Source organism: Acidovorax sp., assembly GCF_046341535.1.
Classification (GTDB): Bacteria; Pseudomonadota; Gammaproteobacteria; order Burkholderiales; family Burkholderiaceae_C; genus Acidovorax.
This window is the reverse complement of sequence record NZ_JBKDRI010000199.1, coordinates 1-21,767: the sequence shown is the minus strand read 5'-3', so window position 1 is coordinate 21,767 and position 21,767 is coordinate 1. Positions and strand designations below refer to the sequence as shown.

The 21,767-nt window shown below is 63.3% G+C and carries 17 protein-coding genes and 1 tRNA gene; 12 read left to right on the top strand and 6 right to left on the bottom strand.

All coding sequences use genetic code 11. From position 1 onward, the window contains the following. Positions 1-20 precede the first annotated feature (20 nt). Positions 21-920, bottom strand: a complete 900-nt coding sequence (gene yghU, locus ACK543_RS14785) for a glutathione-dependent disulfide-bond oxidoreductase (RefSeq protein WP_409943591.1) — start codon at positions 918-920, stop codon at positions 21-23. Positions 921-1,277: 357 nt separating this feature from the next. On the opposite strand from yghU, the gene ACK543_RS14780 reads away from it, so the two are divergent. Genes ACK543_RS14780 through ACK543_RS14770 form a run of 3 tightly spaced genes read left to right on the top strand, consistent with a single transcriptional unit; the run spans position 1,278 to position 3,933 of the window. After that, entirely contained in the window at positions 1,278-2,693 is a 1,416-nt protein-coding gene (locus ACK543_RS14780; RefSeq protein ID WP_409943590.1) for a DUF3696 domain-containing protein, read from the top strand. Further along, positions 2,690-3,214, top strand: a complete 525-nt coding sequence (locus tag ACK543_RS14775) for a hypothetical protein (protein WP_409943589.1) — start codon at positions 2,690-2,692, stop codon at positions 3,212-3,214. Before ACK543_RS14780 ends, ACK543_RS14775 begins: the two co-directional genes overlap by 4 nt. Positions 3,215-3,219: 5 nt before the next feature. Then, complete coding sequence (locus tag ACK543_RS14770) at positions 3,220-3,933, top strand: RNA ligase family protein (RefSeq protein WP_409943588.1); 714 nt, start codon at positions 3,220-3,222, stop codon at positions 3,931-3,933. A 75-nt stretch (positions 3,934-4,008) separates the two neighbouring features. On the opposite strand, the gene polA is transcribed toward ACK543_RS14770, so the two are convergent. Next, positions 4,009-6,801: a DNA polymerase I gene (polA, locus tag ACK543_RS14765; protein WP_409943587.1), complete on the bottom strand. Its 2,793-nt coding sequence runs from the start codon at positions 6,799-6,801 to the stop codon at positions 4,009-4,011. Positions 6,802-6,937: 136 nt separating this feature from the next. Here polA and ACK543_RS14760 point away from each other — a divergent pair, with 136 nt between their 5' ends. The 4 genes from ACK543_RS14760 to ACK543_RS14745 all read left to right on the top strand — a co-directional run bounded on the left by ACK543_RS14760 (position 6,938) and on the right by ACK543_RS14745 (position 10,673). Further along, positions 6,938-8,152: a serine hydrolase domain-containing protein gene (locus ACK543_RS14760; protein WP_409943586.1), complete on the top strand. Its 1,215-nt coding sequence runs from the start codon at positions 6,938-6,940 to the stop codon at positions 8,150-8,152. Positions 8,153-8,211: 59 nt separating this feature from the next. Next, positions 8,212-8,571, top strand: coding sequence for a hypothetical protein (locus tag ACK543_RS14755; protein ID WP_409943585.1), 360 nt, complete (start codon positions 8,212-8,214; stop codon positions 8,569-8,571). A gap of 101 nt (positions 8,572-8,672) precedes the next feature. Further along, positions 8,673-9,626 carry a homoserine kinase gene (locus tag ACK543_RS14750; protein WP_409943584.1) on the top strand — a complete coding sequence of 318 codons (954 nt, stop codon included), beginning with the start codon at positions 8,673-8,675 and terminating at the stop codon, positions 9,624-9,626. A gap of 201 nt (positions 9,627-9,827) precedes the next feature. Beyond that, positions 9,828-10,673 carry a BPSS1780 family membrane protein gene (locus tag ACK543_RS14745; protein WP_409943583.1) on the top strand — a complete coding sequence of 282 codons (846 nt, stop codon included), beginning with the start codon at positions 9,828-9,830 and terminating at the stop codon, positions 10,671-10,673. Positions 10,674-10,793: 120 nt separating this feature from the next. On the opposite strand, the gene ACK543_RS14740 is transcribed toward ACK543_RS14745, so the two are convergent. The 3 genes from ACK543_RS14740 to ACK543_RS14730 form a co-directional block, all read right to left on the bottom strand. After that, the gene (locus ACK543_RS14740) at positions 10,794-13,019 is read right to left on the bottom strand and encodes a PhoX family protein (protein WP_409943582.1); all 2,226 of its coding nucleotides are present in this window, start codon (positions 13,017-13,019) and stop codon (positions 10,794-10,796) included. Between the two features lie 141 nt (positions 13,020-13,160). After that, positions 13,161-13,616: a hypothetical protein gene (locus ACK543_RS14735; RefSeq protein ID WP_409943581.1), complete on the bottom strand. Its 456-nt coding sequence runs from the start codon at positions 13,614-13,616 to the stop codon at positions 13,161-13,163. A 10-nt stretch (positions 13,617-13,626) separates the two neighbouring features. Continuing rightward, positions 13,627-16,080: a UvrD-helicase domain-containing protein gene (locus ACK543_RS14730; RefSeq protein ID WP_409943580.1), complete on the bottom strand. Its 2,454-nt coding sequence runs from the start codon at positions 16,078-16,080 to the stop codon at positions 13,627-13,629. Between the two features lie 41 nt (positions 16,081-16,121). Between ACK543_RS14730 and ACK543_RS14725 the strand changes: the two genes are divergently transcribed. Then, positions 16,122-16,829, top strand: coding sequence for a hypothetical protein (locus ACK543_RS14725; protein WP_409943579.1), 708 nt, complete (start codon positions 16,122-16,124; stop codon positions 16,827-16,829). Positions 16,830-17,033: 204 nt separating this feature from the next. Next, entirely contained in the window at positions 17,034-18,011 is a 978-nt protein-coding gene (locus ACK543_RS14720; protein ID WP_409943578.1) for a GMP reductase, read from the top strand. A 37-nt stretch (positions 18,012-18,048) separates the two neighbouring features. On the opposite strand, the gene ACK543_RS14715 is transcribed toward ACK543_RS14720, so the two are convergent. Further along, positions 18,049-18,930: an alpha/beta hydrolase gene (locus ACK543_RS14715; RefSeq protein ID WP_409943577.1), complete on the bottom strand. Its 882-nt coding sequence runs from the start codon at positions 18,928-18,930 to the stop codon at positions 18,049-18,051. Positions 18,931-18,941: 11 nt separating this feature from the next. Between ACK543_RS14715 and ACK543_RS14710 the strand changes: the two genes are divergently transcribed. From ACK543_RS14710 to ACK543_RS14700, 3 genes are all read left to right on the top strand, one after another. Next, positions 18,942-19,937 carry an NAD(P)-dependent oxidoreductase gene (locus ACK543_RS14710; RefSeq protein WP_409943576.1) on the top strand — a complete coding sequence of 332 codons (996 nt, stop codon included), beginning with the start codon at positions 18,942-18,944 and terminating at the stop codon, positions 19,935-19,937. Positions 19,938-20,015: 78 nt separating this feature from the next. Continuing rightward, positions 20,016-20,091 (top strand) — tRNA-Lys (locus ACK543_RS14705). Positions 20,092-20,313: 222 nt separating this feature from the next. Continuing rightward, positions 20,314-21,549 carry a multidrug effflux MFS transporter gene (locus ACK543_RS14700; protein ID WP_409943575.1) on the top strand — a complete coding sequence of 412 codons (1,236 nt, stop codon included), beginning with the start codon at positions 20,314-20,316 and terminating at the stop codon, positions 21,547-21,549. Positions 21,550-21,767 lie beyond the last annotated feature (218 nt).

Below are 21,767 nucleotides of genomic sequence, written 5' to 3'. Positions count from 1 at the left end.
AGCGGCGCCTTGCAATGCAGTCAGGTGGCTGGCGACGAAGCAGCAGCAGCCTCGATCTTGTCCTGCGTCTTGGTGTCAAAGTCGCTGGCCTCATGCCGCTCGCGCAGCTGGCTGCCCGGATCGCCCTGAACACGGTTGACCTTGCGCCCCCGCTGCACCGCCGGGCGCTTGGCCACCTGCTCGGCCCAGCGCACCACATGGGTGTACTCGTGCACCTGCAAAAACTCGTCCGCGTTGTAGGCTTGGCCTTTGACCAGCAGGCCATACCAGGGCCAGATAGCGATATCGGCCACCGTGTAGTCATCGCCCGCCACATACTCGGTCACGGCCAGGCGCTGGTTCAACACATCCAACTGGCGCTTGGCCTCCATCGCATAGCGGTCAATCGCGTACTCGATCTTGGCCGGCGCATAGGCATAAAAATGCCCAAACCCGCCCCCTACAAACGGCGCACTGCCCATCTGCCAAAACAGCCACGACAGGCACTCGGCCCGCGCCGCGCCCTGGGTGGGCAAGAAGGCGCTGCCAAACTTCTCGGCCAGGTACATCAGGATGGCGCCGGACTCGAACACCCGCACCGGATTGGCCGGGTCGGTGCGGTCCAGCAGGGCCGGGATCTTGGAGTTGGGGTTTACCGCCACAAACCCGCTGCCAAACTGCTCGCCCTCATTGATGCGGATCAGCCACGCGTCGTACTCCGCCCCGCTGTGGCCCAGCGCCAGCAGCTCTTCCAGCATCACGGTCACCTTCACGCCGTTGGGCGTGCCCAGCGAATACAGCTGCAGCGGGTGGTGGCCCACAGGCAGTTCCTTATCGTGCGTAGCCCCGGCAATGGGCCGATTGATGCTGGCAAACTGGCCGCCGTTTTCTTTGTTCCATTGCCAGATGGCGGGGGGGGTGTAGGGGGTGGGGGTGGACATGGGGGCTCCAGGAAAATGGGGGGAAAGTGGCGAAACTGCCAGCCGTTGTCGGATGAGTTTAGCGATGCGATTTGTTCGCCGCTGCGCTGGACGAATGTCCCGCCTAGGGGGTGCTCCGAGAATTCAATCGCGGACTCCGCCATTGGACTTTTCCAGCTACGGGTATTGAATAGTTCGAATACATCGGCTTCGGGCGTCCGACGGCACACACAGCGGCTTCAATAAGTTCAGGGGGAGGCCGAAAGCAATGCACGACGAAGACAGTCACCGCCTCCGGCTAGCCCCCTATAAACTGGCATCGTTACCTGCGCACTAAGGCCACAAAGTCCGCAACCATGAAACCATTTTTTCCGGCGAATGACGGAGATCAGACAGATGCTTACTCACCTACACATCAAGAACTTTAAAGCCTGGAAAGATACAGGGCCAATTCGATTGGCACCGCTTACCGTGCTCTTCGGGGCTAACAGTGCGGGCAAAAGTAGTCTCGGCCACCTCCTGCTAGCGTTGCAGCAAACGGCGCGCTCGACCGACCGCAAGCGCGCTCTACACCTGGGCGATACCTCGTCTCTCATCGATTTGGGAACTTTCACAGATTGCCTACATGGCCATGATGCAAAACAGGCCCTGTCATTTGAGCTGGGTTGGATCTTGCCAAAGGGTTTGGATGTCCGCGACCCCTTGCAACCCGATTCCCGCTTCCAAGGGGACCGCATGCGGTTGGATGTGAGCATGGTGGCAAACAAAGCGCAGCAACCAGAAGTTCAGGCATTGCACTATGCGCTGTCGTCTGGCGACAGAGAGGTGATTGACGTTAGTCTTGAGCGCGACGACAGGCGCAAGCTCAACCTAACGTCAACTCAATATGGTTTCAAGATGGCCGACGGTCGAAAATGGCCTTTGGAGGAGCCCGAGAAGTTCTATCGACTGTCAGACACCAGTATGGCAAGGTACAAGAACGCTGGCTTTCTAGCTGATTTCGCGTTGGCCGCTGAGAGTATGCTGGAGCGAATCTCCTATTTGGGACCGTTGCGCAGCCATCCCCAACGCATCTATCAGTGGTCAGGTGACACGCCAGCCAGCGTGGGGCAACTGGGTGAGTACGCCGTGGCAGCGATTCTCGCAGCACAAGGTGAGGGCCGCCGTCTCAATCGCCAGTCTGGACATCACACCAAAGGCTTTGCGGAGTTCATAGCGGCATGGCTCAAAGATCTCGGTGTCATTGACGACTTTGCTGTCAGACCCGTGGCTGTGGGGCGCAAAGAGTACGAGGTGCTAGTAAAGACCCACAACAAAGCCTCTGAGGTAAAGATCACCGATGTGGGTTTTGGCATCTCTCAAGTGCTGCCAGCGTTGGTGCAGGCCTTCTACTGCCCACCGCATTCCACCGTATGGATGGAACAACCTGAGATTCACTTGCATCCGCAAGTTCAGGCTGAGTTGGCCGACGTCTTCATTTCAGCGACCCAAGCCCGTGAGGATGGAAAGCCGCGAGACGTGCAGTTGATTGTAGAAAGTCACTCGGAGCACTTTCTAAACCGCTTGCAGCGGCGAGTAGCCGAAGGAATGATCAAGCCGACAGACGTGGCAGTGTACTTCTGCCGTCGTGCCGGATCGGCTACCGAACTAGAGCCACTGAGGTTGAACATGTTCGGCGAGATTGAGAACTGGCCAGAACACTTCTTTGGTGATGAGATGGCGGATATCGCGGGCCGAGCCCTAGCGGCGATGCAAAAGAAAAAGGAGCTAATGCAACAAGGCAGCGTGCAATGAAAGCAGTAATCGATACCAACGTACTCTTGGTCGCCAATAACCAGCATGACCAAGTATCTGAGGACTGTGTCATTGCTTGCGTGACGCGACTGCAATTGCTTCAACGATCAGGCGTTGTCGTCATCGACGATGGCTACCGCATTGTGGGTGAGTACCATCGCAAAACTAGCCTGAGGCCCGCGAAAGGGGTCGGAGATAAATTTTTGAAGTGGATGCTTCAGCACAGCGGAACACCCAAGGTAGAGCAGGTTACGCTGAACGAGACGGAAGAAAACAACTTTGCTGAATTCCCCGATCCTGCGTTGGCGCAACTATTTGACCCATCGGATCGCAAGTTCGCCGCCGTGGCCCACGCCCACCCCGAAAAACCCACAGTTTGGCAAGCTGCGGACTGCAAATGGTTGGAATGGTGGCCAGCCCTGAGAGCCAAGGGTGTTGAGGTCGATTTCCTGTGCCCAGAAGTCTGCACGGTTTACCAAAAGAAATTCCCCGACAAGCCCGCGCCCCAGTTGCCGGGCTGAGTGCCATGGATGATGACTTTTTTCGCTTCCCGCACACCCCGCACTTGGCTTGGCTGGGTAAGAACACTCCGCGCGATGACAAGGTACTCTCACCTACTGAGGTGCAAGCTTTATTGGCGAGCGACGTGGTGGTGGAGGAAAAGCTAGATGGGGCCAACCTGGGCCTTTCTCTTGCCACAAACAATACCCTACGCGCCCAAAACCGTGGCCAGTATTTGGCAGAGCCGCACTCCGGACAGTTCGCCCGCTTACCCTCATGGCTGGCCCTGCATGGCGAAGCGGTGCGCAGCGTTCTGACCCCCCACATCATTGTGTTTGGCGAGTGGTGTGCCGCACGCCATACGCTGGACTATCCGGGACTGCCCGATTGGTTCTTACTATTTGATGTGTATGACCGGGGCGCTGGTCGTTTTTGGAGTAGTGCACGCCGTAATGCGCTGGCAAAGTCGGCGGGGCTGGCTACGCCTCCTCAGGTCGCGTGCGGGCGGCACACAGTCGTCTCCCTGGAAAAGCTAGTGGCCACGCGCCCCAGCCACTATCGGGAGGGTCCCCTTGAAGGCTTGATCATTCGCCGAGAATCTGGACGGTGGTGTGACTGCAGAGCGAAACTCGTTCGCGCGGACTTCACGCAGGACATTGAGGCCCATTGGAGTAGACGTGCAATCGAATGGAATCGGGTGCACTTCTTGAACGACACCGACGGTAACAAGATTTCGTGACCTGGACGCGCGAGATTGATCGTCAGCCTGCACGTGGATTCAAAGGGTGCAGTTTCTGCTTGGCGACTCCATGCCTCAATGCGCCCTATCCCAATTAGCCCCCACTCCCACCTCTGCCAGCAACGGCACCTTCAGCGCCGCCACCTCCGCCATCAGGCGCGGGATGTGGGTCTTGAGCCAGTCCACTTCGCTTTCGGGTAACTCGAACACCAGTTCGTCGTGCACCTGCATGATCATCTGGATGCTGGGCTTGCGCGCGTCTAGCTCTTTTTGCACGGCCACCATGGCCAGCTTGATGAGGTCGGCGGCAGTGCCCTGCATCGGCGCGTTGATGGCCGCGCGTTCGGCACCGGCGCGGCGGGGGCCGTTGGGGGAGTTGATTTCGGGCAGGTAAAGGCGGCGGCCGAACACGGTTTCGACATAGCCCATGGACTTGGCGGCGGCCTTGGTGTCGTCCATGTACTGCTTCACGCCGGGGTAGCGCTGAAAGTACTTGTCGATGTAGGCGGCGGCGGCCTTTGTCTCGATGCCTAAGTTTTTGGCTAGGCCAAAACTGCTCATGCCGTAGATGAGGCCAAAGTTGATGACCTTGGCGTAGCGGCGTTGCTCGCTGGTGACCTGCGCGACCTCCACACCAAACACTTCGGCGGCGGTGGCGCGGTGTACGTCCAGCCCGGCGTGGAAGGCGTGCAGCAGCGAGTGGTCGCCACTCAGGTGGGCCATGATGCGTAGCTCGATCTGGGAGTAGTCGGCACTCGCAATCACCCGGCCTGCGGGGGCAACAAAGGCCTCGCGCACGCGGCGGCCTTCCGCCGTGCGGATAGGGATGTTCTGCAGATTGGGGTCGTTGCTGGACAGCCGCCCGGTCACCGCCACGGCCTGCGCGTAGTGGGTGTGCACGCGCCCGGTGCGCGGCAGGGCGAGCTGGGCCAGCTTGTCGGTGTAGGTGCCTTTGAGCTTGCTCAAGGACCGGTGCTCCAGCAGCTTGGCGGGCAGGGGGTAGTCCTCGGCCAGCTTTTCCAGCACTTCTTCGTCGGTGCTGCGGGCGCCGGTGGCGGTTTTCTTGACCACGGGCATGCCCAGCTTGTCGAAGAAGATTTCGCCGAGCTGCTTGGGGCTGCTCAGGTTGAAGGGCTGGCCGGCAATCTCATAGGCCTCGGTTTCAAGCTGCAGGATGCGCTGGCCCAGCTCGTGGCTTTGTGCGGCCAGCGTGGGCGCATCAATCAGCACGCCGTTGCGCTCGATGCGGTACAGGGCCTCGCTGCTTTCCATTTCCAGTTGGTAGATGAAACGCAGCTTGTCATCGGCCTGCAGCAGGGGCCACAGGGCGTTGTGCACGTCCAGAGTCTGGTCGGAGTCTTCGCACGAATAGGCAGCGGCTTTGTCCACAGGCACCTGGGCAAAGGAGATCTGGTGCGCGCCCTTGCCACACAGGTCTTCGTAGCTGATGCCCTTGCGGCCGGTGTGGCGCTCGGCCAGGCTGGTCAGGTTGTGGGGCTTGTGCACTTCAAGCACGTAGCTTTGCAGCATGGTGTCGTGCGCGTAGCCCTGCACTTCGATGCCGTGGTTGGCAAACACATGGCGGTCGTACTTGATGTGCTGGCCCAGCTTGGGGTGCCTGGGGTCTTGCAGCCAGGGCTTGAGGCGGGCAAGCACCGCATCCAGCGGCAATTGCGCGGGCGCGTCAGGGCCTTCGTGGCGCAGGGGGATGTAGGCCGCCTCGCCGGGCTGCACGCTGAAGCTGATGCCGACGATCTGCGCGCGCATTTCGTCGAGCGAGTCGGTCTCGGTGTCCAGCGCCACCAAAGGGGCTTGCTGCAGGCGCTCCAGCCACTGGTCAAAGTCGGCCCAATTCAGGATGGTGTCGTACACCACAGTGCGTTCCTGGGCTTGCTGCGCAACGCTGCTGGCCGAGTGGTCGGCAAACAGGTCGCCGCTGTGGCCCGGCAGGGCCACGGTGGAAGTGGGTGCAGCGGCAGGCGTTTGGCCACCCAGGGCGCGGGCCAGGCCCTTGAAACCGTATTTTTCATAAAAGGTGCGCAGGGCGTCCGTCTGCGGTTCGCCGATGGCAACCGTATCCAGTGCGGGCAAGCCCGGCACGTGTTCGGCCAGGTCGCAGTCAGTCTTGATGGTGACAAGCTGGCGGCCCGTGGGCAGCCATTGCAGGGTGCTGCGCAGGTTCTCGCCCGCCACGCCTTTGATCTCGCCCGCGCGCTCCATCAGTGCGTCGAGCGAGCCGTATTCCATGAGCCACTTGGCGGCGGTCTTGGGGCCTACCTTGGGCACTCCGGGCACGTTGTCCACCGCGTCACCCACCAGGGTCTGAAAATCCACCATCAGTCGGGGGGGCACGCCAAACTCGGCGGTCACGCCGGCCACATCGCGGCGCTTGCCGTTCATGGTGTCGATGATGGTGATGTGCTCGTCCACCAGTTGGCTCAGGTCCTTGTCGCCACTGGACACCACCACCTCGATGCCCTGCTGGGCAGCCGTCACCGCCAGGGTGCCGATCACGTCGTCCGCCTCGACGCCGGTGATGGCCAGCACGGACCAGCCCAACAGGCGCACCACGTCGTGGATGGGGTCGATCTGCGCGCGCAGGTCGTCGGGCATGGGCGCGCGGTGGGCCTTGTAGTCGGGGTAGATCGCGTCGCGGAAGGTGGGGCCGGAGGCATCAAAAACGCAGGCCGCGTAGTCGGCACGCACCTCTTTGCGCAGCGCCTGCATCATGTTGATGATGCCGCGGATGGCGCCCGTGGCTGGGCTGGTGGGGTCGCCCGGCACGGCCCGCAGGTCGGGCATGGCATGGTAGGCGCGGTACAGGTAGCTGGAGCCGTCCACCAGCAAAAGGGTCTTTTTATCGCTCATGCAGTCGATTGTGCACAGAGACAGCGCGGCCATGCGCATACGGGGTCGCACCGGGGGACGGGGTTAGCCCGCCTGCCCTGCCGCAGCCGCTTGGGTTCCAATCGCTGCTGTTCGGGTTGGCGCAAGGAGTGATGTGTTGAACAAGTCTGTCAAAAAATTCGGGCTGGGCGCGCTGCTGGCCCTGGCGGTTGCGGGTGCTGTGGGCTGGTTCAGCCTGGACAAGGAAACCCGCGGCCTGCTCAAGACCGTGCCTACCAACCGCGACCTGCTGTTCTGGAGCGTGCCACAGCGCGACGCCGCGTTCCGTGCGCTGGACCGCATTGCGCTGCTGGCCAAGTGGCGCGTGGTGGAGCCCGCCAGCACACCGCGTCCGCTGCCCGTTGGCGCACCGCTGCCCCGCCTGCCCGATATCGACGCCTACATGGCCGAGCAGCGCAGCAGCGCACTGCTGATCGTGCACCACGGCAAGCTGCGCCTGGAACGCTACGGCCTGGGTTTTGACGCCAACGGGCGGTGGACCAGCTTTTCGGTGGCCAAGTCATTCACCTCTGTCCTGGTGGGCGCAGCGCTGCAAGACGGCCACATCAAAAGTATGGATGACAAGGTCAGTGCCTACATTCCGCACATGAAGGGGTCTGCCTATGACGATGTGAGTGTGCGCCAACTGCTCACCATGACATCGGGCGTGCGCTGGAACGAAAACTACAGCGATCCGGCATCCGATGTGGCGCAGTTCAACCGCCAGACGCCCGACGAGCCGGGCGTGGATGCGCTGGTGAGCTACCTGCGCAAGTTGCCGCGAGAGGCCCCTGCGGGCGAGCGCTGGCTGTACAGCACGGGCGAGACGAATCTGGTGGGCATCCTGGTGAGCCAGGCCACCGGCAAGCCGCTGTCGCAGTACCTGGAAGAAAAGATCTGGAAGCCCGCTGGCATGGAGCAAAAGGCCACCTGGATCCTGAACAAGACCGGCCAGGAGATCAGCGGCTGCTGCATCCAGGCGGCTGCGCGCGACTATGCCCGCTTCGGCCTGTTCATCCTGGACGGTGCACTGGCGGGCGGCAAGCGCACCGTGCCCGAGGGCTGGCTTGAGCAGGCCACAAGCAAGCGCGCCGACATTGGCCAGCCGGGCCGTGGCTATGGCTACCAGTGGTGGACGTACGACGACGGCAGCGTTGCCGCGCGCGGTATCTTCGGCCAGGGCATCTTCATCGACCCGCAACGCAAGCTGGTGATTGTCTCCAACGCCAACTGGGCGGGCGGCGCAAGCGATCCCGCCGCCCGCCAGGCACGCGAGGCCTTCTACCAGGCGGTACAAAAGGCGGTGGACCTTGAGGCCGCGCAGGCAAAGTAGCCCGCACCGGGGCATGCGCGAGGCGCCTGGGCCCGGGCACGCCGCCTACAATCGGGCCCATGCGCGTCGCTCACACCCTTTTGCTGCTGGCCCTGTCCAGCGCCTGTGCCTTTGCTCAAAATACTGCTCCCGATGCCTCCCAGGGCAACTCTGGCGGGCGCGATCCGCTAGCGACCCCGGAGCAATCGCCCGGCCGCCTGAATCAGCGCACGCAGCGCATCCAGGTGGAAGACGCAGGCAGCCGCGTGGACGAAGTGCGCGTGGGCGGCCAGACGCAGAGCATCTCGGTGCAGCCCAAGTCTGGCGACATGCCCAGCTACGAAGTGCAGTCGCCCGATGGCGCCCGCAGCCGCGCTGGTGCCCGCAATGGCGCCGAAACCAATACGGCTCCACGCGTGTGGAACGTGCTCAAGTTCTAACAGGCAGCAAAGCGCCTGCGCCGCAGGCCCTGCATGCAGGGCCCCCTGCACTTTGCCGAGCTGCGACGCGCCTTTTTCCCATTTTCCAGACCCCGTAAGCAATGGCTGTCTTTACCGAAGTCTCGAGCGAAGAAGCGCGCAAACTGCTGCGCCGTTTGCAACTGGGCGAGCTGGTGGCGCTGCGCGGCATCGAGGGTGGCATCGAGAACACCAACTACTTTCTGACCAGCGAGCAGGGCGAATTCGTGCTTACGCTGTTTGAGCGCCTCACCGCCGAGCAGCTGCCGTTTTACCTGCACCTGATGAAGCACCTGGCGCATGGCGGCATCCCTGTGCCCGACCCGCGCGCTGACGCCCATGGCGACATCCTGCACACCGTGTGTGGCAAACCTGCGGCCGTGGTCAACAAGTTGCGCGGCAAGAGCCAGCTGGCCCCGCAGGCGGCGCACTGCGCTGCGGTGGGCAACATGCTGGCGCGCATGCACCTGGCCGGGCGCGACTTTGAACGCCGCCAACCCAACCTGCGCGGCCTGCCCTGGTGGAACGACACTGTTCCCCTGGTACTGCCGCACATCGACCCGGAACAGGCCGCGCTGTTGCGCGCCGAGCTGGCCTACCAGAACCATCTGGCGGCCACCGCCGCCTATGCGGCCCTGCCCCGCGGCCCGGTGCATGCCGACCTGTTTCGCGACAACGTGATGTTCGATGGCGAGGAGCTGACCGGCTTTTTTGACTTCTACTTTGCTGGCGTGGACACCTTGTTGTTCGACCTGGCCGTGTGCCTGAACGACTGGTGCATCGACCTGCCCACGGGCCAGCACGACGCCGATCGCGCAGCGCAGATGCTCCAGGCCTACCAGGCCGTGCGCCCCCTGACTGCCGCCGAGCGCGAGCTGCTGTCCGGCATGCTGCGCGCTGGCGCCCTGCGCTTTTGGATCTCGCGCCTGTGGGACTTTTACCTGCCGCGCGAGGCGTCGATGCTCAAACCGCACGACCCTACGCATTTTGAGCGCGTGCTGCGGGGCCGCATTGCCCGGCCCGTTCACGTGGGCTGAAACCACGACCGTAGTGGCTCTGTATGCCTGCCGCCCAACGGAGGCCGGCGGCATCTTCGGGAGTGGCGAACGCCGGTGCGCGGGATGCTGCTTTCCCCTTCCAGTGACCAGATGAGGACGGTGGGGTAAATTCCCGAACATCGCGCCACACAGCGCCGCAATCGCCGACCTGCACCCCGCCCCCTTTTCTGATCGCATTCAATGAAACTGCACATCGTTCCCGCACGCACCGGCATGGCCTGGGTCAAGCTGGGTATCCAGGCGTTTTGGCGGCAGCCGCTGGCGCTGGTGGCGCTTTTTTTCATGACCATGGCGGCGATGTCCCTGGCCACCATGATCCCGCTGGTGGGCCCTGCGGTAGCCCTGGCACTGCTGCCTTCGGCCACGCTGGCCATGATGGTGGCGGCGGCCGAGGCCACCCAGGGTCGATTTCCCATGCCTACCGTGCTGCTGGTGGCCTTTCGCACGGGCAAGCAGCGCCTGCGCGACATGTTGGTGCTGGGCGCGCTGTATGCGGTGGGCTTTCTGGCGGTGATGGGCTTGTCGGCCCTGCTCGATGGGGGGCAGTTTGCGCAGGTGTATTTGGCTGGGGCGCCGCTGACCAAGGAAGTCGCCCAGGACCCGGCATTTCAGCGCGCCATGTACCTGGCGATGGCGCTGTACCTGCCGCTGTCGCTGCTCTTTTGGCATGCCCCCGGCCTGGTGCACTGGCACGGGGTGCCGCCGGTCAAGGCCTTGTTCTTCAGCGGGGTGGCGTGCGTGCGCAACATGGGCGCATTCACCGTGTACGGGCTGGGCTGGCTGGGCGTGTTCCTGGTGGGCGGCGTGGCAGTGGCGCTGGTGTCCACGTTTTTGACGCTGGCCGGGCTGGATGCCAGCGTAGCGGGCGGCATCATGGTGGGTGCGGCGCTGATCCTGGCTGCGATGTTCTTCACCTCGGTGGTGTTCACGTTCCGCGATTGCTTTGATGCGCCCCTGCCCCCTTCGCCCGCGCCAGAACCGCAGACGGGTGATGAGCCGGGACCTCCGCCCTCCGACTCCAACTGACTCAAGCAGAATCAATAAAACAGCCTGGCTGCCCCGTCAGGGCAGCCAGGCTGCTTGCTTGATCGCTTGCTTGCGCGCGCGGCATGACTGCCAGCGCGCGTCGCCTGAATTTTCGGTGCCTTAGCTGCCGATCACGCCGCCATCGTTTTTGGTGATGACGATGGTGGCCGACCGGGGTCGCTTGCCTGCGCCGTAGCCCGCATTGGAAGGCCACTGGCTGGTGTACTTGGCAGGGTCGCCCACGTCCGCCATGGCAGTGGTCTCACCGGGGTGCTGGATGTTCACGAAGATGGTCTTGCCGTCGGGCGTTTCGGCCAGGCCTGTAATTTCGCAGCCCTTGGGGCCCACCAGAAAGCGCTTGAGCGTGGTCTCGGTGGCTGCCTTGCCCACAGGGGTTACCACATCCATCTTGCTGCCGTCGGCCTTGGTGTAGGTCAGCGTCTTCCGGCTGCCATCGCCCACCTGCCCGGGCACTGCGGCCAGCATCATGCAGTTGGTCACATCGGTGTAGGCGCCATCGTCCGTCTGGATCCAGCAGATGCCCGTGGCCTTGCTGAAGACCAGACCATCGGGGCTGGAGAAATCCTGGTCGGCCGTCAGCGACGACAGGTTGACCATGGCCTTATCAGAACCCGCCTCGGCGCCGAACAGGTACACATCCCAGGTAAACCCAGTCACGGCGGCTTCTTCTTTCATGCGCACCAGGTGGCCATTGGGGTTGCCGTTTTGGGCCGTGGTGCCCTTCATATCGGTATAGGCACGCGGATTGGCGGCATCGGGCACGTACTGGCTGCCGGTGGGATTGATGCTGCGGTTGCTGTTGTTGGTCAGCGTGAAGTAGATCTCGCCGTTGGCGGGGTTCACCGCGTTCCATTCGGGGCGGTCCATCTTTGTGGCACCCACGGCGTCTGCCGCAAGGCGGGTGTTGATGCAGATGTCGGCCACGTCCTCAAACTTGTAGGCCGCATAGCTGGCGATGGCGGCATTCGTCAAAGCCAACTCCACCCAGGTGCCCGTGCCGTCGGCGTTGAATTTGGCCACGTACAGCTTGCCGCTGTCGAGGTACTTGTCGCCCACCGCCAGTCGGTCGGCAGCGCTGGCGTCAGCGGCATTCCACAGCGCGGTGGATACGAACTTGTAGATGTACTCGCCCCGTGAGTCATCTCCCATGTACACGGTGACGGGCTTGCCCGCCTCCACCTTGCCAAATGCGGCGCTCTCGTGCGCAAAGCGGCCCAGGCCGGTGCGCTTTTTGGCCACGCGGGACTTGTCATAGGCGTCGATCTCTACGATGTAGCCCATGCCGTTCATCTCGTTACGGTAGTCATCGCTGCCGTTGGCCGATGTGCCGGTTTTGCTGATGTTCCAGCGCTGGTACTTGTCTTCGGCACCGCCGGTTTCCCAGCCGTGGCGCGACGCGGCACCCTGGTTGCGGCCATAGCGCTTGAGCGCGGTCACGGTCTTGTCGTTGCCGCGGGCTGCGTCATCGGTGGCGCTGCGGGTGAAGTAGCCAAACCAGTTTTCTTCGCCGGTGAGGAACGTGCCCCAGGGCGTCTTGCCGGTGCCGCAGTTGTTGAGCGTGCCGCGAGTCATGGTGCCGTTGGCTGAGTACTTGGTCACCACCTGTGCGCTGCCACGGGCGGGGCCGGCAATCTCGATGGGGGTGAGCGAGGTCAGGCGGAAGTTCTGTGCCGAGCTGGGCACATAGGCCCACTTGCCGCCGGCCTTGGCCACTTCGATCACGGCAATCCCGTGGATGTCGGTTTCCTTGTCCACTTCGGCGGCGGGACGCGGCAGTGTGCTGGTGCCGCCGTTGGCATGCAGGAAGAACGACGAGAGCTTTTCGTCGGTCGTCGCTTCGTGGTTGATGGCCAGCAGGCCGCGCTCGGTGGCGTTGTCGTTGCGTTTGCCGTCACCACCCAGGCCAAACCATTCCATGCCGTCGTGGTGGTCGCCTGCACGCTTGTCAAAGTCGGAGTCGGTGCCGTCGTTCTTGTAGGCGGCCACGCCTGCCGCCAGCGGGTCGCCCAGCGCAAACAGCACGCTGGCGGTATAGCCAGCGGGCACCAGCAACGTGTCGGCCAGGCTTTTGGGCACGGCACCAAAGTCCAGGAGCTTGGGGGCCGCCGGTGGTGGCGTCACGGCAGAGTCATTGCTACCGCCACAGGCCGACACGCCGAAACCAGCCAGCATGGCGGTGCCCACGGATCCCACCCCGCCACGCAGCAGGCCGCGGCGCGAAAGACGGGCGCCCAGCACGGCGTCAAACGTGGGGTTGGCAGAGGGGTTGGAGTTCTCGTTGTTGAAGTCGATAGCCAGCTCGGGGGTATCTGCGCGGTGATTCATCGGAGGTCCTTGGGTTGTGGGTTGCAAAACCGGATGAGCGTAAAAACCGCAGATGACACACCCATGAACGTTTGATGGCGATTGAGTGACACACCCACCAGCTCGCACCCTGTCGCGTCCACCCGGCGCGGCCTGCCATGCTCAGCCTTTGCCCACCCTGCCATCCACGCGATCAGGCAGGCTTCGGAGCATCTGCCAGGCCTGCCGCACCGTGCCCTGGAACCACCACCCCAGCCCGCACATGCCGTACAGCGAAAGCGACGCTGGAAAGTTCACGTCGCGCATCAGCCCCAGGACTGCCGGATCCTTCAGGTACCAATAGATGGCGTAACAACCATCGACCGTGAACCATGTGAGGAACGCAGCCAGCGCAAGCAGGCGCCACTGCCGGAGCATGAGCACGCGCAGGCTCCAGGGGGCCGTGGCATAGGCCAGCAGCGCCATGATGAAGCTGATCGGGTAGTCCCAGTCGGGGGCGGGCGTGAACTCGGCCCCCAGCAGCAGCAAGGCGATGCCCAACGCCAGAGTGACCAGTTTCCAGGGTCTGCGGTACTCCCCCCACTGGGTGCGCCACGACAGGGCCGGTGGCAAGCTCATGGGCCAGCGCTCACTCCACTACCGTCAGTTTGGCCACGCTCAGCGCCAGCCACTTGGTGCCATGGCGCGGAAAGTTCACCTGCGCCCGCGCATCGTCGCCCGTGCCTTCGATGGCCAGCACCTTGCCCTCGCCAAACTTGGTGTGGAACACCGCGAGCCCGGCGCGCAAGCCGTGCGAAGGGGTGGCCTTCTGCACCGGCACTGGCGGGCTGGCAAACATCTCAGATTTGATACCAAAATTGCCACTTGCGCTTGCCCCGTATGGTCTGAATGCTCCTACATTAGGAGCAACATTGCCAAAGCCCTGCTGCCTGGGCGTGATCCACTTGAGCGCGGCCTCGGGCAGTTCGTCAAAAAAACGGCTCTTGATGTTGTAGCGCGTCTGGCCGTGCAGCATGCGGGTTTGCGAATGGCTCAGGTACAGGCGCTTGCGTGCGCGGGTGATGGCCACGTACATCAGGCGGCGCTCTTCCTCCAGACCATCGCGGTCGCTGGCGGAGTTCTCGTGCGGAAACAGGCCTTCCTCCATGCCGCCGATGAACACGGCGTCAAACTCCAGCCCCTTGCTGGCATGCACGGTCATGAGCTGCACGGCGTCTTGCCCGGCCTGCGCCTGGTTGTCGCCGGCCTCCAGCGCGGCGTGGGTCAGGAAGGCAGCCAGGGGTGAGAGCGTCTCGCCTGTGTCGGCATCCACGATACCGGCCACGGCAGGTTGTAGGGGTTCATCCAGCAACGGGGCGTCGGGGTCCAGACCCTGGCTGACCGCGCTCTGGGAGAGCGGCGTGCCATGCTCATCCAGCGGCAGGGCCACCGCATCGCGGCCAAAGCCTTCCTGGGTGACAAAACTCTCGGCGGCGTTGACCAGTTCTTCGAGGTTCTCGATGCGGTCGGTGCCCTCTTTTTCGAGCCGGAAGTGCTCAATCAAGCCGCTGGATTCGAGCATCTGCTCGATGATGCCGCGCAGGTTCAGGCCTTCGGTCTGCTCGCGCAGCACGTCGATCCTGGCCACAAAGGCCTTGAAATTGGTGCCCGCCTTGCCGGGGACGGCGCTCACCGCATCGTGCAGCGAGCAACCGGCGGTGCGGGCCGCGTCCTGCAACACCTCGATGCTGCGCGCACCGATGCCGCGCGGCGGGAAGTTGACCACCCGCAAGAAGCTGGTGTCGTCGTTGGGGTTCTCCAACAGGCGCAGGTAGGCCAGCGCGTGCTTGATTTCGGCGCGCTCAAAAAACCGCAGGCCGCCATACACGCGGTAGGGCACGCTGGCGTTGAACAACGCCGATTCGATCACCCGGCTTTGCGCGTTGCTGCGGTAGAGCACGGCGACTTCCTTGCGCTCAAAGCCGTCGCTTCTCACCAGTTGTTTGATCTCGTCCACCATCCACTGCGCCTCGGCCAGGTCCGAGCTGGCTTCGTACACGCGCACTGGCTCACCCGCGCCCTGGGTGGTGCGAAGGTTCTTGCCCAGGCGGCGGCTGTTGTGGCTGATGAGGGCGTTGGCCGAATCCAGGATGTTGCTGTAGCTGCGGTAGTTCTGCTCGAGCTTGATCTGCTGGCGCACATCGAACTCACGCACAAAGTCGGCCATGTTGCCCACGCGCGCACCGCGAAAGGCGTAGATGCTCTGATCATCATCACCCACCGCAATCACGCTGCCGCGCGCCTCAAAGCGCCCGCCCACATCGTTGCCCGCCAGTTGCTTGAGCCAGGCGTACTGCAGCTTGTTGGTGTCCTGGAACTCGTCCACCAGGATGTGCGCGAAGCGGCGCTGGTAATGCTCGCGGATGGGGTCGTTGTCCCGCAACAGCTCGTAGCTGCGCAGCATCAGCTCGCCAAAGTCCACCACGCCTTCGCGCTGGCATTGATCCTCGTACAACTGGTAGATCTCGACCTTCTTGCGGCTGTCGCTGTCGTGCGCGGGCACATCTGCGGGGCGCATGCCCTCTTCCTTGCAGCTGGCAATGAAGTAGGCCAGCTGCTTGGGCGGAAAGCGCTCGTCGTCCACGTTGTGTTGCTTGCACAGGCGCTTGACGGCCGAGAGCTGATCCTGGGTATCCAGAATTTGGAACGCCTGCGGCAGCCCCGCCGCCTTGTGATGCGCGCGCAGCAGACGGTTGCACAGGCCGTGGAAGGTGCCGATCCACATCCCGCGCACATTCACCGGCAGCATGGCCGACAGGCGGGCCACCATCTCCTTGGCAGCCTTGTTGGTGAAGGTCACCGCCAGAATGCCGCCCGGCGTGGCATAGCCGTTTTGCAGCAACCAGGCGATGCGGGTGGTCAGCACGCGGGTCTTGCCCGAACCCGCCCCCGCCAGAATGAGCGCGTGCCCGGCAGGCAGCGTGACGGCAGCAAGCTGTTCAGGGTTGAGGTGGGCCAGAAGGGGCGATGCGGCCGATGGCGCACCACCGGCAGGGGACGCCGGGGTATCCGGCGCACCCGAAAACGGGTCTTGTGGGAACATGCAGCATTGTAGAAAGTACCCCAGCAACAGCCCACTGCGCCATGAAAAACATTGCCCTGACACTGACCGCCGCCGCAGCGCTGGCCCATGCCCCCCATGCCCTGGCGCAGGCCGGTTGCAGCAGCGACGGTGCCGCGCGGCCGGCGGTGATTCTTGAGCGATTCATCAGCGCCGACTGCGCCGAGTGCTGGTCCACACCCGCCTTGCCTGCGGCCAACGATGGTGTGCGGACCGTCGCGCTGCACTGGATCGTTCCCGGCGCTGCCGGTGACGATGCCCCCCTGTCGGCCGCAGCCATACGCGACGCGCTGCTGCGCCTGGCCGACCTGGGCCGTGCGCCTGTGCCGGGCACCGACGTACATGTCGCCGCAGTGACAGCTCCACCGTTGGGCACCGTGAGGGTGGCCAGTGGCCCGCCGGTCAATGACTACCTGGGCGCATCGATTGCGTGGCAGCCCCCGAAGGCAGGCTTGCAAAACAGCGGCCCCTGGCAGTACCACCTGCTGCTGGTAGAAGCCATCGCACCGGGCACCGAGGGCACTGCGAGCGCTCGCAACCTGGTGCGAAACAGACTCCAGGGCACGTGGGAAAAGGCAAACTTGCAATCAAAACAGAAGCAATCACCCTGGATGGAGATGCGGGCCATGCGCATCCCTGAAGGCGCAAAACCGGAGCGCCTGTTCATGGTGGGCTGGGTGCAGAACGCGCAGGGGCAAGCCGTGGCGGCGGCCCAATCCGCATGCCGCTGATGCCGCAGCGCTTGTGACGCCGACCCGGCAGGTCGGTACAATCAGACACCGGGCCCAAGTTTCTTGACGCCCGGTTTTTTGTGCCTGCGCACCGCAGGGTCCGGAGTCAATTTCACGTTGCCTCCTGCAAAGCCGGTCTGACAGCCAAGCGCCCGCCGCGACCGAAATCGTTCGGTAGCGTCCTTGGAGGGAGCTTGGAATCTCATGGAAATCTTCGACTACGACAACATCCTGCTGCTGCCGCGCAAGTGCCGGGTGGAAAGCCGCTCGGAATGCGACGCCAGCGTGGAGCTGGGCGGCCGCGCGTTTCGCATCCCGGCGGTACCGGCCAACATGAAAACGGTGGTGGACGAATCCATTTGCATCTGGTTGGCGCAAAACGGCTACTTCTACGTGATGCACCGATTCGATCTGGACAACGTTCAGTTCGTCAAGGACATGCATGCCCGGGGCTGCTACGCATCGATCTCGCTGGGGGTCAAAAAGCCGGACTACGACACCGTGGACCAGTTGGTCGCGCTGGGCCTCTCGCCCGAGTACATCACCATCGACATTGCCCATGGCCATGCCGACAGCGTGAAGAACATGATCGGCTACCTCAAACAACAGCTGCCCAAGTCATTCGTGATTGCCGGCAATGTGGCCACGCCAGAAGCCATCATCGACCTGGAAAACTGGGGTGCAGACGCGACCAAGGTGGGCGTGGGCCCCGGCAAGGTGTGCATCACCAAACTCAAAACCGGCTTTGGCACGGGGGGCTGGCAGCTCAGCGCGCTCAAATGGTGTGCCCGTGTGGCCACCAAACCCATCATTGCCGATGGCGGCATCCGCAGCCATGGCGACATTGCCAAGAGCATCCGCTTTGGCGCAACCATGGTGATGATCGGCGCGCTGTTTGCTGGCCACGAGGAGTCGCCCGGCAGGACGGTAGAGGTCGACGGCGAGCTGTTCAAGGAGTACTACGGCTCAGCCAGTGACTTCAACAAGGGCGAGTACAAGCACGTCGAAGGCAAGCGCATTCTGGAACCCATCAAGGGCAAGCTGGCGAACACGCTGGTGGAGATGGAGCAGGACGTGCAAAGCTCCATCAGCTACGCCGGCGGCAAAAAGCTCATGGATATCCGCAAGGTCAACTACGTGATTCTGGGCGGCGACAACGCAGGCGAACACCTGCTGATGTGATGGCCTCTGCGGTGCCGGACGCCGCAGGCTGGAGCCTTCAGCTGCGCAGCAGGTTCAGCGCCATGTGGTGCAGGTCGTGCCCCGGCTGTACCAGCGCGTCGAGAATGCTGAAATGATGCAGCCCCGGCAGCACCACGCTGCGCGGCACACAGTGGCTACCCCATGCGTTCTGCATGAGCTGATTCTGCCGCTGGAATTCGGGGCTCTCGTCGCCCCCAACGGCACAGAACAACTGGCCCGAAGGCGGCTCGAGCAGCCGGGCTGGGCTGCATTGCAGAACCTGCTGTTCTGTGAGGTGCAGCGCCGCCTGAAGAAAGGGGGTGTACATCAGTGGCTCCAGGTCGTGCACCCCCGAGATGGACAGCGCGTTGCGCACCAGGCCATCGGGCAGATCCGCCCCGATCATGGGCCACACGCTGGTCAAGAGCATGGCGGCCAGCTGGCCACCCGCCGAATGCCCAGCCACCGTGATGCGACGCGGGTCGCCTCCATGGCTTTCGGCGTTGCGCCACACCCAGGCCAGCGCCGTTTCCATTTGGCGACCAATGTGCGGCACGGTGACCGGCGCTTGCGGTGTACCGGGGCACAGCGCGTAGTTCACCACCACCACGCAGAAACCGGCCTGGGTAAAGGCTGGTGCCACGAACGAATGGTCTGACTTGTCCAGCGATCGCCAGTAGCCGCCATGGATGAAAACAAGCACCGGAGCCGCGCCCGCGGCTCCGCGGCCAGGGGGAAATACATCCAGCGTCTCCCCCAAGCCCGGTCCGTATGGCACATTGAGCACGCACGGCTGCGCCGCACGCACGGCGGCCGACTCGCGCGCCCAGCGGTCCAGGTAATCGGCATGGTCAGGCACCAGAGCACGGTTGTTGTACATGCGCTCCAGCCAGGCGGGATCGTGCAGGGGCAGGGTCATCGATAACTCCTGTGTCTGCGGCATCATCTTGGTATTTGGCAGACACTGCAAGGTCGGTGACAGACTGCCGGCCTGAAAACACCCATGATTCACAAATCGCCAACAGACAAAGATCACGACTCATGACCACAGCACCGCTTCGCATCGCCGTTCTGGGTATTGGACTGATGGGCCGGCCTATGGCACTGCGGCTGCAGGAAGCAGGTCACGAAGTCCACGCATGGAACCGCACACTCGCCAAGGCCGAGCCCCTGGGGGCCTTTGGCATCCATGTCCACGCCAGCTTGGCCGACGCTGTGCGCCATGCGGACGTCGTGGTGAGCCTGCTCGAAAACGGCCCTGTGGTCGGCCATGTGCTGTTCGGGCTGGGCGCAGCCCAGGCGATGCGGCGCGGCGCGCTCTTCATCGACATGGCATCCATCCAGCCCAGTGAGGCACGCGATCACGCAGCGCGCCTTGGTGAGATGGGCCTGTCCCACCTGGACGCCCCGGTGTCCGGAGGCACGGTAGGCGCCGAGAACGGCACGCTGGCCATCCTGGTGGGCGGGCGTCCCGCAGACTTTGCGCGCGCACAGCCCGTGTTCGCGGCCTTTGGCAGGGCCACGCTGGTGGGCCCCCATGGCGCGGGCCAGCTCACCAAGCTGGCCAACCAGATGATTGTGGGCATCACCATCGGCGCTGTGGCAGAAGCCCTGCTCTTTGCAGCCAAGGGTGGGGCCGACATGGCGAAGGTGCGAGAGGCCATCAGCGGTGGCTTTGCCGACAGCCGGATTCTCCAGTTGCACGGCCAGCGCATGGTGGAGCGAGATTTCGCGCCGCATGGCCGCATGACCGTGCAGCTCAAGGACATGCGCAACGCTCTGGCCACGGCCCACGAGATCGGCTTCGACGCCCCGATCACGGCGTTGTTTGAGCGTCTGTACGCCGAAGGCGTGGAGCACGGCCTGGGCGAACTGGACCACAGCGGCCTCTTTGTGGAACTGGCCAGCCGCAATGCGATGCAATAACCTTGTGCAGGCTTGCCAACAATCCAAAAATTGCGGCATAATCCAAGGCTCTGCCGCAACGCAGTACGATCAAAGTTTGGGTTCTTAGCTCAGTTGGTAGAGCAGCGGACTCTTAATCCGTAGGTCGAGTGTTCGAGTCACTCAGGACCCACCAAACCTGAAGCCCCGGCGTCTGAAAAGATGTCGGGGCTTTGCACTTTTGGTGGCGGCCTTGCTTGTGGTTCGTTGGCAGGGGTGCCGGGCGCTCGGCTGTTGTCATCGCATGGTCCATGACTGCGGACCCGCATGGCCAGTGCGGTGCAACGCTTAGCATCATGGTTGCCATGCAGACCCACCGCTGTACCGCCACGCCATCGCCCTGCCCGACCGCTTCACGATGAACCCACACGCCCGGACGTTATGGCGCGCGCCCCAGTGGGCCCTGGCTGCACTGCTGGCGGTTCTTGGCATGCTCGGCCCGTTTTCCGTCGATACCTATCTTCCTGCGTTTTCTGGCATTGCCAGGTCACTGGGCGCCACGCCGGTGGAGATGCAGCAAACGCTGTCGGCCTACCTGTTCGGCTTTGCATTCATGAGTCTCTTTCATGGTGCGCTGGCCGACAGCTTCGGGCGCAGGCCGGTGGTGCTGTGCGGACTTGCCATGTTCACGCTGGCTTCGGCGGGCTGCGCCATGTCGCAGACGATCGGCCAGCTCATCGCCTTCAGGGCGATGCAGGGTCTGTCGACCGGTGCGGGTATCGTGGTGTCGCGGGCCATCATCCGCGACATGTTCCCACCCGCACGGGCTCAACAGGTCATGAGCCAGGTCACCATCTATTTCGGGGTGGCTCCGGCGGTTGCTCCCATCGTGGGAGGCTGGCTGTTTGTGCATGCGGGCTGGCACAGCATCTTCTGGTTTCTTACCGCGGTGGGAGTCGCCCTGTGGATCGCAAATTTCCGGCTGCTGCCTGAAACACTGCAGCCCGAGCTACGCCAGCCCTTCAACGTGCCGCATCTGATGCGCGGCTACTGGCAACTGGGCTCCAACCCGCGCTTTGTGCTGCTGACGCTGGCCAGCGGGGTGCCGTTCAATGGCATGTTCCTGTACGTGCTGGCGGCACCCGCCTTTCTGGGCAACCACCTCGGGCTGGCACCGACCCAGTTTTTCTGGTTCTTTGTCATCACCGTCTCGGGCATCATGGGTGGCGCGTGGCTGAGCGGGCGTCTGGCGGGCAAGATTGCGCCCAAGCGTCAAATCCGCCACGGTTTCGTCATCATGGCCAGCGTGGCCGTGTGCAACCTGGCTGCCAACCTGCTGCTGCCGGCGCACGCCACGTGGGCGCTGGCGCCCGTTGCGGTGTTTGCATTGGGTTGGGCGCTGATGGTTCCGGTGGTCACCCTGCTGGTGCTGGACCTGCATCCCGAGCGCCGGGGAATGGCTTCATCCATGCAAGCCTTTGTCGGCTCCACAGCCAACGGACTGGTGGCCGGTGCGCTGGTACCGCTGGTCATGCATTCCACAGTGTTGCTCGCGCTATCGTCCTTGCTGATGATGTGCGTGGGTCTGTTCGCCTGGATCTACCTTTGCCATCGCTGGCCCGACGTTGGGAGCTACTCGACCGCTGTCGTTTAAGCCTAAAAACGGCAGTTGACCGCTTGTAATCTTGGCGCACACCGCATGGACTCGGGCCCTGCGTTGTTTTCGCAGCCTCACCTTTGGGGTGACAGCGCTATGCACTTGCCAGCACCGCTTTTGGAGCGCCATGCGGTGTTGCTCCTCCTTGCAGGCACGAGCCTGCCGCGTCATCGCGCCTTGCCTGGCGCCCCAACAGCAGCGCTGGCAAATGCATC